At 68.6% G+C, this 17,488-nt stretch carries 14 protein-coding genes; 5 read left to right on the forward strand and 9 right to left on the reverse strand.

Annotated elements, in window-relative coordinates:
- Positions 1-49 precede the first annotated feature (49 nt).
- From DVK06_RS07915 to larE, 5 genes are all read right to left on the reverse strand, one after another.
- Entirely contained in the window at positions 50-1,183 is a 1,134-nt protein-coding gene (locus DVK06_RS07915; RefSeq protein ID WP_121600045.1) for a Brp/Blh family beta-carotene 15,15'-dioxygenase, read from the reverse strand.
- Positions 1,176-2,009, reverse strand: a complete 834-nt coding sequence (locus DVK06_RS07920; RefSeq protein ID WP_053770333.1) for a lycopene cyclase domain-containing protein — start codon at positions 2,007-2,009, stop codon at positions 1,176-1,178. Before DVK06_RS07920 ends, DVK06_RS07915 begins: the two co-directional genes overlap by 8 nt.
- A 106-nt stretch (positions 2,010-2,115) precedes the next feature.
- Positions 2,116-2,766, reverse strand: coding sequence for a phosphoserine phosphatase SerB (gene serB, locus DVK06_RS07925; protein WP_121599908.1), 651 nt, complete (start codon positions 2,764-2,766; stop codon positions 2,116-2,118).
- Positions 2,767-2,946: 180 nt separating this feature from the next.
- Positions 2,947-3,150 (reverse strand): hypothetical protein, encoded by a 204-nt coding sequence (locus tag DVK06_RS07930; protein ID WP_053770335.1) that lies wholly within the window; start codon positions 3,148-3,150, stop codon positions 2,947-2,949.
- Between the two features lie 96 nt (positions 3,151-3,246).
- Positions 3,247-4,191 (reverse strand): ATP-dependent sacrificial sulfur transferase LarE, encoded by a 945-nt coding sequence (gene larE, locus DVK06_RS07935; protein ID WP_121599909.1) that lies wholly within the window; start codon positions 4,189-4,191, stop codon positions 3,247-3,249.
- Positions 4,192-4,323: 132 nt separating this feature from the next.
- Between larE and DVK06_RS07940 the strand changes: the two genes are divergently transcribed.
- Entirely contained in the window at positions 4,324-6,339 is a 2,016-nt protein-coding gene (locus DVK06_RS07940; protein ID WP_121599910.1) for a helix-hairpin-helix domain-containing protein, read from the forward strand.
- 49 nt (positions 6,340-6,388) lie between these two features.
- On the opposite strand, the gene DVK06_RS07945 is transcribed toward DVK06_RS07940, so the two are convergent.
- Positions 6,389-6,769 carry a RidA family protein gene (locus tag DVK06_RS07945; RefSeq protein WP_121599911.1) on the reverse strand — a complete coding sequence of 127 codons (381 nt, stop codon included), beginning with the start codon at positions 6,767-6,769 and terminating at the stop codon, positions 6,389-6,391.
- A gap of 117 nt (positions 6,770-6,886) precedes the next feature.
- Between DVK06_RS07945 and DVK06_RS07950 the strand changes: the two genes are divergently transcribed.
- Positions 6,887-7,135 carry a hypothetical protein gene (locus tag DVK06_RS07950; RefSeq protein ID WP_121599912.1) on the forward strand — a complete coding sequence of 83 codons (249 nt, stop codon included), beginning with the start codon at positions 6,887-6,889 and terminating at the stop codon, positions 7,133-7,135.
- Between the two features lie 24 nt (positions 7,136-7,159).
- On the opposite strand, the gene uvrA is transcribed toward DVK06_RS07950, so the two are convergent.
- Complete coding sequence (gene uvrA / locus DVK06_RS07955; RefSeq protein ID WP_121599913.1) at positions 7,160-10,111, reverse strand: excinuclease ABC subunit UvrA; 2,952 nt, start codon at positions 10,109-10,111, stop codon at positions 7,160-7,162.
- A 97-nt stretch (positions 10,112-10,208) separates the two neighbouring features.
- Positions 10,209-12,434 (reverse strand): twin-arginine translocase subunit TatC, encoded by a 2,226-nt coding sequence (locus tag DVK06_RS07960; protein ID WP_121599914.1) that lies wholly within the window; start codon positions 12,432-12,434, stop codon positions 10,209-10,211.
- 156 nt (positions 12,435-12,590) lie between these two features.
- Here DVK06_RS07960 and DVK06_RS07965 point away from each other — a divergent pair, with 156 nt between their 5' ends.
- A complete protein-coding gene (locus DVK06_RS07965) occupies positions 12,591-13,808 on the forward strand; it encodes a twin-arginine translocase subunit TatC (RefSeq protein WP_121599915.1) in 1,218 nt (405 codons plus the stop codon).
- Between the two features lie 1,456 nt (positions 13,809-15,264).
- Here DVK06_RS07965 and DVK06_RS07975 read toward each other — a convergent pair.
- Positions 15,265-15,762 carry a helix-turn-helix domain-containing protein gene (locus tag DVK06_RS07975; protein WP_233561642.1) on the reverse strand — a complete coding sequence of 166 codons (498 nt, stop codon included), beginning with the start codon at positions 15,760-15,762 and terminating at the stop codon, positions 15,265-15,267.
- Between the two features lie 293 nt (positions 15,763-16,055).
- Between DVK06_RS07975 and DVK06_RS07980 the strand changes: the two genes are divergently transcribed.
- Both DVK06_RS07980 and DVK06_RS18930 read left to right on the forward strand, forming a co-directional pair.
- Entirely contained in the window at positions 16,056-16,787 is a 732-nt protein-coding gene (locus tag DVK06_RS07980; RefSeq protein WP_158600066.1) for a deiodinase-like protein, read from the forward strand.
- Between the two features lie 519 nt (positions 16,788-17,306).
- Positions 17,307-17,462 (forward strand): hypothetical protein, encoded by a 156-nt coding sequence (locus DVK06_RS18930; RefSeq protein WP_167551886.1) that lies wholly within the window; start codon positions 17,307-17,309, stop codon positions 17,460-17,462.
- Positions 17,463-17,488 lie beyond the last annotated feature (26 nt).

Below are 17,488 nucleotides of genomic sequence, written 5' to 3' on the forward strand. Positions count from 1 at the left end.
GAGTAAGAGCGATGCGGTGCCGGAACCCCGCCGGCCCCGCGGCCCGCGGTCACCGGCCGGCGTCCGGCCGCCACACCGCCTGCCGGCGGTCGAGCCACGTGACCACGGCGACGTGCGGCAGCGTCATGGCCGCGATGGCGACCAGGGACACGGCGAGCAGGTCGCCCGGCGCCGCCACGCCGGCGGGCACCGAGACCCCGACCGCGCCCACGACGAGGAACCCGCCGAGCGTGAGCGGCGCGGCGTCGCGGCCGAAGCGGGTGAGCGCGCCGACCGCGTCGCCGGCCGACGCCGCGCTCGCCGCCTCGGGGTCGACGAGGACGAGCCGCCCGACGTGCCGGAGCGCGTGCCACAGCGCGAAGTACACCCCGACCGCGAACACCGGCGCCGCGAGCAGGAACCACGCCCACAGCACCGCCAATTCGCCGACGTCGCGGCGCCACCCGCCCGCGTCGCGGCCGCTCCTCACGCGACGGTAGCCGAGCCCGACCGACGCCAGCGTCGCGGCCGCCATCCCGACCCCGACGCCGACCCGGACGCCGGGCGCGAACAGCGGATCGACCGCGGCCGCCGCCGCGCCGGCGTCGACGAGGAACAGCCCGACGATCCACTCGGCCACCAGCCGGTACTCCTCGGGGTGCGCGAGGAGGGGGACGCCCATCGGGAGGCCCCCGCGGACGACGAGCGCCAGCCACCGCTCCGCCGACGTGGGGAGGTGGTCGACGCCGGCGATCGCGAGCGCCGCCACGTCGCCCTGGCCCCAGTGGAGCCACGTGAGCGCGATGAACCCGACGAACGCGGCGACGGGCGCCGCGAAGAACGCGGCGACGACCGCGCCGCCGAGGACAGCGTAGACGACCGAGACGACCGCGATCGACCGCCGGAGCGACACGTCTGGCGCGCCCCGGAGCGGGACGAGGTGGTCGACCGCGCCGTGCGCCATCCCGACGGCGAGGGTGCCGAGCGCGAACGTCGCGACGCCGACTTCGACCGGAAACAGGGGGGTCACGGCGCCGATCGGCAGCAGCGCGGCCAGCGCCAGCGCCGGGCGGCGCGCGAACCAGCGGTCGACGCGCTCGTTCGCGGCGTCGGCCGCCTCCGGCGCGTCCCCCGCGCCCGCTCCTGGGTCGCGCGTCGCCGCGGTCCGGGACTCGGCCGCGCCCGTCGACGCCGCCTCAGTCATCGACCACGTCGGGGTCCGGGTCGGCGGGCGGTTCCGGGCCGGGAACGTCGCGCTCACCGTCGCCCGGCGGGGACGGCTCCCCGACCGCCCGTCCCCGGCGGTCGTTCCAGTCGAGCACCCACTCGAAGAGGACGAGTCCGTTGACGGTCATCACGCCGGCCGAGGCGAAGAACAGCATCTCCTCGATCGGGAGTCCGAGAACGGTGACGCCCGTCGTCAGCTCGGGCGAGAGGTACCACGTGCCCATTCCGATCGCGATCCGGTCCGCGATCCAGAAGTACGCGGCCGGGAGCAGCGTGGCCGCGAGCCACATCTTGGGCGTCCGCACGAGGTACCCGCCGCCGACCCCCCACTGGAGCGCGAGGACGGGACCGACCCACGCGATCAGCCCGCCGAGGTAGAGGAACGAGGGGTCGAGGAGGACGAGTCCGAGCCCGATCGGCACCATCGCGAGACCGACCGCGACGCCGGCGATCCGCGGCGCGCGGTCGAAGTCGCCCTCGCGGAACGTCGGGTCGAACCCGATCAGGTGGAGCGCGAACGCGGTGACGACGGTCTGGATCGCGAAGAAGAGGTACTCGCCGAGCGGGATCGACAGCGCGCGGACGAGCACCGCGCCGTCGGCGTACCCCCATGCGCCCTGCCGGATCATGTAGCTGATCCACGGGGTCGTGTAGAGGTACGCGATGGCGACGAGGATCGCGATCCCGGCCGTCGCGCGCCGCCGCCGGACCGCGTCGTACCGCGGCGCGAGGTACCACAGAAGCGCGAGGACGGGGAGGCTGAAGACGAGGTGAAACTGGAGATACGTCAGCGTCGGCAGCATCGAACCACCCCAGCAGAGACACTCATACCCGTATATTTCGCTTCGTTTCTGTTTAACCCTTCAGCCGAACGTCGTCAGGTACCGCCGGACCGAACCGGTTCGGGCGTCACTCGTCGGCCGCGAGGACGCCGTGCGCCTCCAGCACCTTCCCGAGCCGGTACATGGAGGCGACGACCGAGTCGCAGACGGGGCGCACCGCGGACTTCGGGATGAAGCCGACCGCGAGCCCCGCGACCTCCAGCATCGGCAGGTCGTTCGCGCCGTCGCCGACCGCCACCGTCTCGGACATCGGGACGCCCACCTCCGCGGCGAGGTCGGCGAGCGCGTCGTCCTTCGTCCCCTCGATCAGCGGCCCCTCGGCCTCGCCGGTGAGCGCGCCGTCCGCGTCGGTCGGCAGCCGGTTGGCGACGATCGTGTCGACGGCGACGCCCTCGCGGTCGAGCGCCGCCTCGACGCCGCGCTCGAACCCGCCCGTGAGCACGGCGACGTGGTGCCCCTCGTCGCGTAAGCGCTCGATGAGGCGCGCGGCGCCGGGACGGATTCGGACCGCGTCGAAGGCGTCCTCGGCGTCGGCCGCCGACAGGCCGGCCAGAAGCTCCGCGCGCCGGTAGAGGCTCTCGGCGTAGCCGATCTCGTCGTTCATCGCCCGCTCGGTGATCTCGGCGACCTCGTCGGTGACGCCCGCCCGCTCGGCGAGCAGGACCGTCATCTCGGAGTCGGAGAGCGTCCCGTCGAAGTCGAACGCGATGAGACTCATGGCGTTCGTTCGTCGCGGCGGGGCCTTGAAGCGCGCGGTCGGCCGCGAATGTCGCCGACGGAAACGTCCGTCGAGCCGCCCGTTCACAGCCGCTCGCCGCGGTACTCGACGTACGTGACCGCCTCGGCGCAGCCGCACTCGCTGTCGCAGCCGCTGCGACCGACTTCCGGCCCCTCTCGCTCACTCGCCGTCCGCGTCGGCGAGGAACTCCACGTCGCCGGCGATGACCGCGCTCGCGATGACTCCCACGCCGACGAGCGTCGCGACCCCGAGGGTGGTCAGCGTCACCGAGAGCGCCGACCCGCCGACCGCGACGCCGACGAACGCCCCGACGGCCCCGCCGACGCCGCCGGCGATCACCGCCAGCGTCTGTGCCTCCCGCATAGGTGTCGATTCAGCAACACCGTTTATAAGCGTTCCTACCGGGTTCTCTCGGGTGATAACGCCGAACGGCGTCGCGTCAACCCCCTCTCCGGCCTCTCAGCGCGGGTACTGCCGTCCGAGGTCGCCGCCGGCCGCCGCCGACTCGCTTCCGTCCGCCCCGTCCGCGCCGTTCGCGTCGTCTGCGGGCTCGCCCTCGCCGCCCGGACTCACGCTGCCGGTCCGGTAGCCGGCCATGTCGAGGGTGACGTACTCGAAGCCGAGGTCGGTCAGGTGCTCGTGGACGGCGTCGGCGAAGGCGGGATCGAGCGCGCGCTCCAGCTCGTCGGGCGCGATCTCGACGCGGGCGAGCCCGTCGTGGTCGCGGACGCGGAACCCCTCGAAGCCCCACTCGCGGAGCACGCGCTCGGCCTTCTCGACGCGGGTCAGCCGCTCCTCGGTCACTTCGAGGCCGGTCGGGATCCGCGAGGAGAGACACGCCATCGACGGCTTGTCGGCCACGGAGAGGTCGTAGGCGTCGGCGATCGCGCGGACCTCCTCCTTCGCGATCCCGGCGTCCAGGAGGGGGGAGAACACGTCGAGCTCCTCGACCGCGCGGAGCCCGGGTCGGTGCCCCTCGCCCGGGTCGTCCGCGTTCGTCCCGTCACAGACCGTGTCGATCCCCCGTTCCTTCGCCGTCTCGTACATCTTCCCGAGCCGCATCGTCCGGCAGTGGTAACACCGGTCGCCGTCGTTCGCGACGAAGTTCGGGTCGTCGAGCTCGGAGAAGGCGACCGTCTCGTGGTCGATCCCGATCTCGCCGGCGACCCGCCGCGCGTCGTCGAGCTCCGCCGCGGGGAGCGTCTCGCTGCGGGCGGTACACGCCACGGCGTCCCCGCCGAGCGCGTCCCGGGCCAGCGCCGCGACGACCGCCGAGTCGACGCCGCCCGAGAACGCGACGAGCACCCCGTCCCGCTCGGCGAGCGCGCCGCGGGCGCTCGCCGCCTTCGACGCCGTCTCGGGGCCGAGCGACCCGTCGCCGACGGGCCGCGCGTTCTGACTCATGGCCGGCGTTCGCGGCCCGCGCGAAAAAGCCCGTCGCACGCGGAACCGACGGCGGCCGTCCGGGGTTCGGCAGCGGCGGCCCGCGGGAGCGACCCGCACGCTTTAGACCGTTGCCGCGATACCGGCCGGTAGATGGATCTGGAGGCGATCCCCGGCGTCGGCGCCAAGACGGCCGCGGCCCTGCGCGAGCTCGACGACCCGGCCGCGACCGTCGAGTCCGGCGACGTGGCCGCCATCGCCCGCGCGCCGGGCGTCAACGAGGCCCGCGCGGCCCGCATCGCGCGCGGGGCGATCCGCCGCCGCCACGGCGACGACGGGCGGGTGCTGGCCACCGACCGGGCCCGCGAGCTGTACCGGGAGGCGATCGACCTGCTGCGCGAGCGGACCGTCACCGACTACGCCGCGAAGCGACTGGAGACGTTCTACCCGAGCGCGTCCGCCTCGCGCATCGACGAGGCCCAGGCGTTCGCGGCCGCCGCGACGGAGCGCGACCCCGACCCGGCGGTCCGCGAGGCGCTCGCGGACTGCGCGCCGCTCGCCGACCCCCCGACCGTGCGCGTCCGCGACCGGTGCCTCGCGAGCGCCGACGCCGAGACGCTCGCGCGGGCCGAGGCCGAGGTGCCCGAGCTCTCCGTCGAGACGGTCGAGGACGCCCGTGACGTCTCCGAGCTCGGCCGGTCGTACGCCTCGGTGATCGTCTTAGACGAGTCGTTCGCCGGCCTCGACGTGGAGGGCGACGTGAGCGTGCGCCCGGACGCGCTGGAGACCCCCGCGGAGACGGTCCCGGAGCGCCTGCTCGCCTTCTTCGCGGAGAACCGCGAGCGGCTGGAGGCGGCCGCGGCGGTCCACGAGGCCGCCGCGGCGGCCGGGGACCCCGTCTCGGACGGCGACCCCCCCGTCGACATCGACCGCCTGCGCGACGCGCTCTCGCGGCTCGACGACGACGGCACCATCGCCGGCGACGCGGAGTTAGACCGGCTGACGGCCGCCGTCGACGACCTTGACGCCGCGGTGTCGACGGCGGCGTCCGTCGCCGACGACCGGCTGCGCGAGGCGATCCGCGAGCGCGACGTCACCATCGAGGGGACCGACTTCCTCTCGCTGGTCGAGCAGGGCGCCCGCGTCGACTCGCTGCTCGACCGCGAGCTGGCCGACGAGTACGACGCGGCGGTCGACGCCGCCCGCGAGCACCTCGCCGACGCGCTCCGCTTAGAGCCCGAGGAGGCGGAGCTCGCCGAGCGCGTCTTCGGCGGCGACCCCTCCTTCCCGGTCGACCACGACGAGAGCGCGGTCTCGCGGCTCCGCACGGAGCTGTCAGCGGCTCGCGACCGGCGGGCGGCGACGCTGAAGGCCGAGCTCGCGAGCGACCTCGGCGACCTCCGCGAGCCGGTCGAGGAGCTCGTGCGCGACGCCCTCGAACTCGACGTGGAGCTGGCTATCTCGCGGTTCGCCGACGACTTCGACTGTGCGATGCCGGAGGTCGTCGGACCGGAGGACGCCGACGCGGACGCCGGCTTCCGCATCGAGGGCGGCCGCTCCCCGCTGCTCGACGTGGACTTCGCGGCCGTCGAGCCCGTCGACTACGCCGTCTCGGGCGCGACGCTCCTGTCCGGGGTCAACTCCGGCGGAAAGACCTCCACGCTCGACTTGGTCGCCTTGGTCGTCGTCCTCGCGCAGATGGGGCTCCCCGTGCCCGCCGAGTCGGCCACCGTCGAGCGGTTCGAGGAGATCCACTACTACGCGAAGTCGCAGGGGACCCTCGACGCGGGCGCGTTCGAGGCGACGCTGCGGGACTTCGGCGACCTCGTCGACGGCGCGGACGGCCGGCTCGTCCTCGTCGACGAGCTGGAGTCGATCACGGAGCCGGGCGCCTCCGCGAAGATCATCGCGGGCATCCTGGAGGCGCTCGACGACCAGGACGCCACCGCGGTCTTCGTCTCCCACCTGGCCCGCGAGATACGCGACGCCGCCGACTTCGCGGTCGCGGTCGACGGCATCGAGGCCGCGGGGCTCGTCGACGGCGAACTGCGCGTGAACCGCTCGCCGAAGAAGGGGCACCTCGCGCGCTCGACGCCGGAGCTCATCGTCGAGAAGCTCGCGGACGACCGCGGCGGCGAGTTCTACGGCGACCTGCTGGAGAAGTTCTGAGGGCGGGGCCGCCGCGCTCGGCCGTTCGCGCCGCCGCGTTCTGCCGGCCTCAGTCGCCGTCGAGCTCCGCCGTGACCGTGATCTCCACGTCGAGCGGCGCGGGGAGCCGAGACACCTCGACGCAGGTCCGCGCCGGGTACGGGTCCGAGAGGAACGACCGGTACGCCTCGTTCACCGCGTCGTAGTCGTCCATGTCCGTGAGGTAGACGGTCGCCGACACGATCGCGTCCGGGGTCGTCCCGGCCGCCGCTACGATCGCGGCGACGTTTTCGAGCGTCTGCGTCGTCTGTTCGCCGACCGACTCGGGCGTCTCCCCCGTGTCGGGGTCCACGCCCGTCTTCCCCGAGACGTGGACCGTGTCGCCGGAGACGATTCCCTGTGAGTACGGGCCGAGCTCTTCCGGCACGTCGTCCGTCGTGATCTCTCGCATGACCAGGGGACGACGCGCCGCAGCATCAAGATGCGGGTCGCGGGGGTCACCCCGCCCGCTCCGGATGCTTTCCCCCGCGCCGACATATTCATACAGGCTCGGTCGGACCCGAGCCGTATGCCTGCCGTGTCCCCGTTCGGCGTCCTCCTCTTCGCGGAGCAGGCCGGCGTCGGCGCTCAGGTGTCCCGCTCGCTCCCCAACCGTGACCGCGCTCGTCGCGCCGCGGTCGGGCTCGCCGTGGCGGTACTGGGTCTCTTGGTCCTGTTCAGATTCGGCGTCATCGCGGCGCTCGCCGCCGACCTGATCGCGCTCCTCGCCGTCGCGAGGGTGACGGGGACGTTCGGTCGCCGCCCGCTTCGAGGGTAGACGCCGGGCTCGCGGTGGGGCGTCTCAGTCGTCGTCGGCCACCGCCGGCTTCCGGCGGTCGTCGCGGGGGCCTTCGAGGTCGACCTTCGGGAGCATGTCTCGGAGGTAGCGCCCGGTGTGGGAGGCGTCCACGTGGGCGATCTCCTCGGGCGTGCCGTCCGCGACCAGCTCGCCGCCGCCGTCGCCGCCCTCGGGGCCGAGGTCGATCACGTGGTCGGCGTTCTTCACGAGGTCGAGCTCGTGCTCGATGACGACGACGGTGTTGCCGGCGTCGACGAGCCGGTGGAGCACGTCGATCAGCTTGCGCTCGTCCTCTTTGTGCAGGCCCGTCGTCGGCTCGTCGAGGAGGTACAGCGTGTCGCCGGTCGCGCGCTTGCCGAGCTCCTCGGCGAGCTTCACGCGCTGGGCCTCGCCGCCCGAGAGCGTGGTCGAGGGCTGGCCGAGTTCCATGTAGCCGAGCCCCACGTCCTTCAGCAGCTTCAGCCGGCGTTCGAGCCCGCGGTGGCTCTCGAAGAACTCGTGGGCCTCCGCGACGCTCATGTCGAGCACGTCGGCGATGGTCTTCCCCTTGTACTCCACGTCGAGCGTCTCGTCGTTGTACCTGGCCCCGCCGCACTCCTCGCAGGGGACGTACACGTCCGAGAGGAAGTTCATCTCGATCTTGACGGTGCCCTGCCCGCCGCACTCCTCGCAGCGCCCGCCCTTCACGTTGAACGAGAAGCGCCCCTTCTCGTAGCCGCGACGCTTCGAGAGCTTCGTCTCCGCGAACAGCTCGCGGACGTGGTCGAACACGTCCGTGTACGTGGCGGGGTTCGAGCGCGGCGTCCGCCCGATCGGCGACTGGTCGATGAGCCGCACCGTCTCGACGTCGTCGAGCCCCTCGATCGCGTCGTGTGCGCCGGGGTCGACCGAGGTGTTGTCGTTCATCTCGCGGGCGAGCCCCTTGTAGAGGATGTCGTTGACGAGCGTCGACTTCCCGGAGCCGGAGACGCCGGTCACCGTCGTCAGCGTGCCGAGCGGGATCGGCACGTCCAAGTCCTTCAAGTTGTGCTGGCGGGCGCCGCGCACGACGAGTTCGCCCTCGGGCTCGCGCCGCTCGTCGGGCACCGGAATCCCCTTCCTACCCGCGAGGTAGTCGGCGGTCACCGACTCGTCGGCGGCGACGACCTCGTCGAAGTCGCCCTGCGCGACGACCTCGCCGCCGCGCTTGCCCGGGCCGGGGCCCATGTCGATGATCTCGTCGGCGCGCCGCATCGTCTCCTCGTCGTGCTCGACGACGAGGAGGGTGTTCCCCAGGTCGCGGAGCCCTTCGAGGGTGTCGAGCAGCCGGTCGTTGTCGCGCTGGTGAAGCCCGATGGAGGGCTCGTCCAAGACGTACAGCACGCCGACGAGCCCCGACCCGACCTGCGTCGCGAGCCGGATGCGCTGGCTCTCGCCGCCCGACAGCGTCGACGCCTCGCGGTCGAGGGTGAGGTACTCCAAGCCGACCTCCTCCATGAAGCCGAGGCGCGCGCGGATCTCCTTGAGGATCTCCTCGGCGATGGTCGTCTCGCGCTCGGTCAGCTCCGCCTCCATCCCCTCGAAGTGCTCGCGGGCCTCGGCGATCGACAGCTCGTTGACCTCGGTGATCGACGTGCCCGCGACGAGGACGTGCCGCGACTGCTCTTTCAGGCGCGTCCCCTCGCACTCGGGACAGGTCGTCACGGCCATGTACTCCTCGATGTGGTCGCGGGCGCGCTCGGAGTCGGTCTCGACGTGGCGGCGCTCCAGGTTCGGGATGACGCCCTCGAACCGCTCGGTCTTCTCGCGGGTGCCGTTCTTCGTCGTCCACTCGAAGTGGACCAGGTCGTCGGTCCCGTAGAGGAACTGCCGCCGGATCTCCTCGTCGAGCTCCTCGAACGGCGCGTCGAGGTCGACGCCGAAGTGGTCGGCGACGTTGTCGAGCTGTCGCGAGTAGTAGGTGCGGTCGTAGCTCCACGGCTCGAACACGTGCTTCAGCGGCTTGGAGGGGTCCTCGATCACGAGGTCCTCGTCGACCTCCTTCGTCGAGCCGATCCCCTCGCACTCGGGGCAGGCGCCGTACGGGCTGTTGAAGGAGAACGAGCGCGTCTCGATCGCGGAGAACTGCACGTCGGAGTTGGGGTTGCCGAGCTCCTCGGAGAACTCCACGACGAGCCGGTCGTCGCCGTCGGCGTCGGCCGCGAGCGACCCCGTCGAGCGCGCGTTCGACGCGAACGGCACGTCCTCGGGCGGGTCCGGGACGATCAGCTTGAGGACGCCGCCGGCCGCTTCGAGGGCGGTCTCGACGGAGTCGGTGATCCGCGAGCGGGCGTCCGGCGAGACGGTGACGCGGTCGACGATCACGTCGATCGTGTGGTCGTAGTTCTCGTCGAGGTCGGGGTCGTCGAGCGTGAGGTCGACCGGCTCGCCGTCGACCTCGACGCGGCTGTACCCGTCCGACACCAGCTCCTCGAACAGGTCCTCGAACGCGCCCTTCTGGTCGCGGACGACGGGCGCGGCGATCTTCGCGCGGGTGTCCTCGGGGAGGTCGAGGATCTGGTTCACCATGTCCTGGGCGGACTGCTCGCCGACCTCCTCGCCGGTGACCGGGTCGTACTGCGTGCCGATCCGGGCGTACAGCAGGCGGAGGTAGTCGTGGAGCTCCGTGACGGTCCCCACCGTCGACCGGGGGTTGTTCGCGGCGTTCTTCTGGTCGATGGAGATGGCCGGCGAGAGCCCCTCGACGGACTCAACCTGCGGTTTGTCCATCTGTCCGAGGAAGTTGCGGGCGTACGCGGACAGCGACTCGATGTAGCGCCGCTGCCCCTCGGCGTAGACGGTGTCGAACGCGAGCGACGACTTCCCCGAGCCCGAGAGCCCGGTGACGACGGTGAACTCCTCGCGCGGGATCCGGACGTCGAGGTCCTTGAGGTTGTGCTCCTCGGCGCCGCGGACCTCGATGTAGTCCTTGCTCATTTCTACTCTGCCGTTGCGGGCGCGCGCGGGAATAGTCGTCGGTCGCGGGGGCCTCGCGAGGCCGTTGCCGCCGGCGACCGCGGCGAGCGCGCGGGCCTCACTCCCCGATGAACTCCGCGGGCGGCGAGAGGTCGCGGCGCCCGCCGAAGGTGACGAGGAAGAGGACGCCGACGCCGATCCCGTACGCCAGCATTAGCGGGATCGTCGCGAGGAACATCGTGATCACGTCGGCGGGGGTGAACACCGCCGCGACGAGCATGATCCCGATCGTCACCTCGCGCCAGCGCTCCCGGAACACGCGGTACGGGACGCCCGCGTTGTTGAGGAGCACCATCGCGATGGGGATGTCCGCGAGGAAGCCGATCCCGATCGTGGTGTAGATGACGAGCCAGAGGAAGTCGCTCACCTGGTAGGTGATGACCATGTCGGCGAGGCGCGCGTCCGTGACGAGCCAGCCGATGATCCCGGGCGCGATGGTCGTGTACCCGAGCGCGAAGCCGCCGATCATCCCGGCGCCGAGCGCGCCCGCCCAGAGGTACACCTGGTAGATCCGCCCGGCGACGAAGCCGCGCTCGCGGAGCGCGGGCCACGCGTAGTAGAGGGCGACGGGGAACGCGGCGAAGATGCCGAGCATCACCGAGAACTTCACCATGAAGATGAGCGCCTCGACCGGGTGGAGCGTGATGATGTTGATCCCGCCCTCCACCTCCGCCGGCACGCGCCGTTCGAGGTCGGCGCGGACGGTGCCGAGGCCGCCGAGGTACAGCCACGTGAACGCGGCCGCCATCACGGCGCCGAACACCGCGACGATCCGGAACGACCGCGTGCGCAGCGAGTCGAAGATGAACTTGAGGTCCTTGTAGTAGCCGCCGATGTCGTCCTCGGCCGCCTCCTCGTTGCCGTCCGTCAGCTCGGCGAGGAACGTCGAGCCGGCGCGCGAGGTCCGGTTCTGGACGGAGCCGACCAGCCCGCCGCCGCCACCGTCCCCGGAGCCCCCACCGCTCGTGCCCGCGGCGTCGCTCGCGTCCGACTCGCCGTCGTCGTCGCTCCCCTCGTTCACCTCGTCGTAGCGGTCGAGGATCGCCTGCGCCTTCTCCGGGTCGTCGTCGTCGATCGCGGCCTGCGCCAGCGCGAGCGACTCCTCTTCGCCCATCTCGGCGAACGCGTCCGCGGGGGCCGCCCGCACCCCCGCGGCGTCGAGCTCGCCCACGTCGATCGCGGTCGGGTCGCCGTACTGCGCGCCCGCGCTCGTCGTGTCGAGGTCGGTGTACACCGCCCACAGCGTCGCGACGGCCGCGAACGCGAGCGCCCAGAGGGCGGCATAGACCCAGAGCGCGGTGGCGGGGTCGAGGCCGAGCCCCTCGCCCGGCGCGAGGAAGCGGCGGGTGCTCCCCGCGAGCCGCAGGAGGTCGTTGACCGCGGTCCGGCCGCCGTACTCGTAGAAGCCGTACACGAGCGCGCCGCCGAGGACGGTCGCGCCCCCGACGACGTTCCAGTGGTCCCGGACCGCGCCGAGCACGTGGATGCGGTCGGAGCTCCGCTTGGCCGTGACGACGAGCTTCGCGAGGTAGAGGCTGAACCCGTACAGCGCGACCAGCGGGAACGCCCACAGGAGCTGCGTGAACGGGTCCGGCGGGGAGAAGACGGCGCCGAACACGAAGATGGCGACGACCGCGTAGCGCCACTTGTCCCGGAACGTCTCGTACGGGACGATCTCCGCGTACGACAGCCCGGTGATGAGGAGGGGCATCTGTCCGGCGAGCCCGAAGGACAGCGAGAGGAAGACGATGAACTCCGTCCACATCACGATCCCGTAGGTCGGCTGAATGTCGGCCTCCAGGCCGAACTCGGCCAGGAAGCCGAACATCAGCGGGAAGAAGGCGAAGACGCCGTAGGCGACGCCGGCGGAGAACAGGCCGGCGCCGAGCAGCCCGAGCAGCGCGAGCTTCCACCGAGCGATCGGCGACTGCGGCCACATCCCCCGGGCGCGGAGCTCGTCGCGGGTGACGTAGATCAGCGGCGGGATCGCGGTTATCGCGCCCACGATCAGTCCGATCTTCGCTTGGAGGAGGATCACCTCGAACGGGGTCGTCGCGATGATGTCGGCCTCCTCGGCGACCGCGGCGCTCATGTTCGACTCCGTCACCTCGCGGAGCCGGTCCCAGATGTACGTGCGCAGCGCCCAGAACGTCGCGAGGAAGCCGATGAGGAAGACGACGAACACCTTCTGGAGGTCCTTCTGGATCGAGCGAAGGAACGCCTTTGCCGTCTCCTGGCCCTCCGCGATCGACCGTTGGGTGTCCTCGTCGAGGGCGCTCGCCATACGGAGGGCGAGGGCCGTCGCCGTTATCAACCTTTTCGACCGCGGGCGCCGCCGCCGGCGCCGTTCCGGGACGGCCCGCGGAGCGACGCCGATCGGTCCCGCGCGGCGCCGCTATCCGAAAAGGTTGATAACCGCCCGGTCGCGTAGGGAAACTGAATGGACGACTCGGACCGGTCGCGCGACGACGACTCGGCCGCCGCTGACGGGTCGACCGACGAGGCCGAACCCGAGAGCGACGGCGCCGTCGACGACGGGTCCGGGACCGACGCGGAGCCGTCCGCGGGCGTCGAGTCCGAGGTGACAGCCGAGGTCGAGCCCGAGGTCGGGTCGACCCACGGCGACGACGACTCCGCGGCGGGCGAGACGGACAGCGACGACGACGGGTCGCCGGAGACGCTCTCGGACCCGGACGAGGTGGTCGAGGCCGAGGACGCCGGTCGGTCGGCCGCGCTCGACGACGGTGACGAGGCCGACGAGGAGTCGGTCGATGCCGAGGCGTCTGCGGACGGCGAACTGTCGGCCGACGACGCGACGGTGGACGACGCCGAGGCCGCCGGCGACGGCGGCACCCCGGCGACGACCGCCGAGGCCGCGGACCCCGCGATCGCCGGCGTGCCGACGACCGAGGACGACGAGCCGTTCGACGGGATCGAGGGCCCCGAGACGGACGAGGAGATGCCGCTCGCCGTGCACATCGAGGAGATGATGCGCCGGCTCGCGGTCGTGTTCCTCATCGGCGGCCTCGCGACGCTCGTCGTCGTCACCGAGTCGACGGAGCTCATCAACTACTTCTGGAGCTACCACATCCCGGCGCCGATGGAGAACCGGCCGCGACTGTACGGCCCGCTCGAACTCCCGCTCACCCGGCTGAAGGTGGCCGGCCTCGCGGGCGTCGTGGTCGGGCTCCCGGCGTTCGTCTACGAGACGTACCGGTTCATGCGGCCGGGGCTGTACCAGACCGAGCGGCGCTACTACCTCGCGGCGGTGCCGACGAGCCTCATCCTCGGCGGGATCGGAATCGCCTTCGCGCACTTTCTCGTGTTGCCAGCGATCTTCTCGTATTTCACCACCTACACCTCCGACGCGGCAACGATCGCCTTCGGGCTCGCGGAGACGTTCAACCTGATCGTCATCATGCTCGCGTTCATGGCGATCGTCTTCCAGATCCCGCTTTTCATCATGCTCGCGATCATGATGAACCTCGTCACCCGGCAGTGGCTGGAGGCGAAGCGGCTGATCTTCTGGGGGACGTTCCTCGGGATCGCGTTCCTGTTCAGCCCGGACCCGACCGGGATGGCGCCGATCATCGTGACGCTCACGATGATCGCCCTCTTCGAGGGGACGCTCGCGATACTGCGCTGGACCGGGAATTAGATCCAGGCGCTGTCGCTCGTTTGGCTTCGTTGAACCCCTCAGTAGGTGATATGTCTTTAGAGCTGTGCTGCATAGAGAGCGCGAATGTGGCACGTCGAGGTGACGAAATCAGGATAGATCGATTCCGTCAGTACAGAGGACTCGTAGATTGCTTAGCCCCATTTTGACCCCCAAGGCATACATGGTGTAAGACAGGCAAAATGTATATGCACTTGAACAAGCGAATAAGTGAGATTATAGCGGCTACGGCCGCGTTTCTGTTTGTCCTTGGGTCGTTGACTGGGTTGCGAGTCTGGGACTTGGAACCCTCGACTTCAGTACAATCGGCTATTGTTTGGCTGGGCGCGCTCCTTGTTACTGGCATCGTTGTCTTTCGAGCGTTTCAAGGCGCAGATATTGTTGGGAATTTGATACTCACATTCGGTCCATGTCTTGGTTTCACACTCAATCTGTTCATCCCGGTCATGGCGGGGCCGGGCGCTTTCATATTCCCACTTGTCGCCGGAGCAATCATATCTGGATTGATTACACTAGTTGGGTACTTGATCGGACGAGGTTTCAGCGAGATAAGAGATGAACAATACGCGTAACTGAATTCAATAAGCAAGCGCGGTCTTGCGGTTTATTCAGTCGCGCAACTCCGGAAGTATCTACTGTAGTTCGTTCGGTACAGGGAATTCACCTATTAATTGACTCAGGAGGGGTAGTTCGAAAACAGTAGTATGAATCTTTCATCCCCAGCAATTATGTAGTAATCGTAAAATAAAGTCAGTATGGCTGAATCGTCAATCAGGTCTCTTGAGGAATTCGTAGTAGGTTTCTATCTTTTCCTGCTTTGCGGAACCATTGTAGGTTTCGGGTTTCAGGGGACAGTTGGTTCAGTTCTCATCCTCATCGGTCTTCTTTGGTTCCGTGCTTGCGGCAGGCTGGGCCTCTCTCGTTGTGCTTACGACAAATGCGTATAGGTACTTCCGTGACGCATCTCCCAGTTGGAAAGCAGTGACGTTCGCCTTGTTGACATCCGTCTCTCTCGGTTTGGCCGTCTATTTATTCCTCGTCACTACACTCTATCGACTCTGGTTATCCGTTGGGGGGTTCGGATTCTTTTGCTCTCTTGGGCTCGTTATAACAGTATTCGATGGACGCGCCCGACGAGTGTGGTCACAACACGTCCGTTGACCAACATTAGTTGATACGCAGGCACGTTCTATCGGCTAATTCAGGATCCATTTTAAGAAAATAACGCAGTCCCCGTGCTGGCTACATTCTCTGTATCGGTCAGGCCGATACTGACAGGAGACGAGTGGTTCAGCTGATTCGTGCTGCATGGAGGGCGCGAGTCTTGCATAGAGAGTTCTTTCGAAATCACCTCGAAAAGTAATCTATCGATCGTTTTCATCACCCATTCATGGAGTCGAATCCTACCGGATACGGAGGCTCGCGCGACCGAGTTGGTTTAGGAACGGAATGCCTCGAACACCCGAGACTCGATTTTCTGGAGGTGTTCGCCTACCGTTCCAGCAGAAAGCTCCAATCGGTCGGCGATATCCTGATGGGTCGCTTGGCGTGGTACGTCATAATACCCGAGATCGAGGGCGACATTGAGCACCTCCCGTTGACGGTCCGTCAACTGGACAGGCAGCGGCGTCCCTGCCTCCAAATAGGGTCCGATCCGTTCAATCGACACGTCGAGTGTTGGTGGTAGATCGGCGAGGGCCTCCTGTATCACCTGGTTCGTTTCCCCGATCAGAACCACTCGGTGTCGCCCGTCTTGCGTGCTCCCGATGGGGAAGTCGAAGAACACCTCGTGCGTACGTGGTAACTTGAGGAACTCCTTGAGTTCGGGTGGTGGGTAGGCATGGACGTACACAAGCGCGCTCCCGCCCTGCTCGCTGGAGATGCTGTGACCGAGGACGTCCGCGTTTTCGCTCAACAACCTCGCCGCGTCGTCCATATCACCGCGCAGCCGGCCGAGCAGGACAACGGTTTCGTCCGCCAGGATGTTCAGGTGATGAATTCGATCCCGTTCGAACTCCGAGTCCGGGCCGAACATCCGAGAGGAGATATGCGAACCGGAAGGCTGTCCGAGGGTGAACGTGACCGCTCTCATACGACGTACGTTTCTCGCTTCGGTCCTCGCTGCGGACACCAATCAACGCCTCTCTCACCGGCTCTCATATATACTACCGATAGTGCTAGGCAGTAGCCTAACTCTTCCCCCCACCGTACCCAACTGCTATGAGTGCCATGGAAACGCCCGAAACAGCCCGCAGAGATGTCACAGATACGTACAACTACCGGCATTTTGGGCCGGAGTACTACGATTTCAAGCGGTTCGACGGTCCCAGACCGGGTGACGAGGCCCCCGATTTCGAGGCGACCACGCTCGATGGGAATGCCGTCAGCCTCTCGGACTTCGGGGGATCCTGGGTAGTCTTAGAGACGGGAAGCCTCACGTGTCCGATTACCGATTCGAAGGTCCAGGCTATGGATAAACTCTCTCAAGAGTTCGAAGACGTCGTATTCATCCTCTTGTACACGCGGGAGGCCCACCCAGGAGAGAACTGCGAGGCGCACCACTCGTTCCAGGACAAACTGGAACGCGCGAGGAAGTTTGAGGCCGACTACGATGTCGAGCGCACGGTCCTCGTGGACGATATCGAAGGAACGGGCCACCGGAAGTACGGCGGGATGCCGAATTCGGTACACGTCATCACCCCGGACGGAGTCGTTGTGATGCGGGGCGACTGGAACCACGTGAGCAAGGTCAGGGAGGTGCTTGAGCGACGGGAAGACGATCGGATATACAAACGGGATATCTACCGGGGGCGGCCGCTTTTTTTCACCCGAAAGAAGGGTGCCATCCGAGTGCTAGTTGAGGCGGGCCCGAGAGCTGTCTGGGACTTCCTGAAGAACATGCCGGTGCTCGGCTGGATGCATCTGAAAAAAGAGTTCAGAAACAAGTCGTCGAACAAGTAGTTAAGAGACGATCCGCCGCAAAAAGCCCGGAATTCCGCTCAATCGTGATGATCGGTTACCGGTCACGCCGGGGCCGTTAATCCGATGCCGTCATAGATACACGCTCTGTATCTCGCACGGCGATCCTATCCGTTCTTTAGGGTTTCAACGGAGCCGTGATAACGGATCGTCGGCGGACACCGCCAATGCCCCCGCCGTGAGACGGGCGCACGCTCGCTGTGCTCCTCAGTCGCTCGCGCTGCTCGCTCCCGCGGTGCTGCCGTCGTCATCAGAGCGCGGAGCGTTCTGATTGGCTCACGAGCGGTTGCCCTCGTGAAGGCCCGTGCCCGCTCACGGCTGCCCCTTTGCGTCCCGCTCCGCACAGACCGCACCTCGCGCCTCCCCAGCCTCGTCGGCCTCCCCCCGGTCGGCCGACTCCCTCGCGCGGTGCCGTTCGCGGCCGCCACCGGCGGCCGCTCACGGGCGCGCGCCGCCGCGCCGTCGATACGCCTTTGTCGCCGGACGAGCGAACGGTCGCGTATGGTCCTCGGTCTCCTCGTTCCGGCAGCGGTCTCGTTCGTGTTCGCCGCGATCGCGGCGTACGTGGGCGCCCTCCGCGCGCTGGAGGTGTACTTCGACCCGCATCAGGACAGCGTCTTCCTCATGGACGACCGCGACCCGCCGCGGCGTCAGTGAGGACGCGGCGGCCCCCCGACGCGTCG

Origin of the sequence: Halorubrum sp. Atlit-28R, from assembly GCF_003665955.1 — an archaeon.
Taxonomy (GTDB): Archaea; Halobacteriota; Halobacteria; order Halobacteriales; family Haloferacaceae; genus Halorubrum; species Halorubrum tropicale.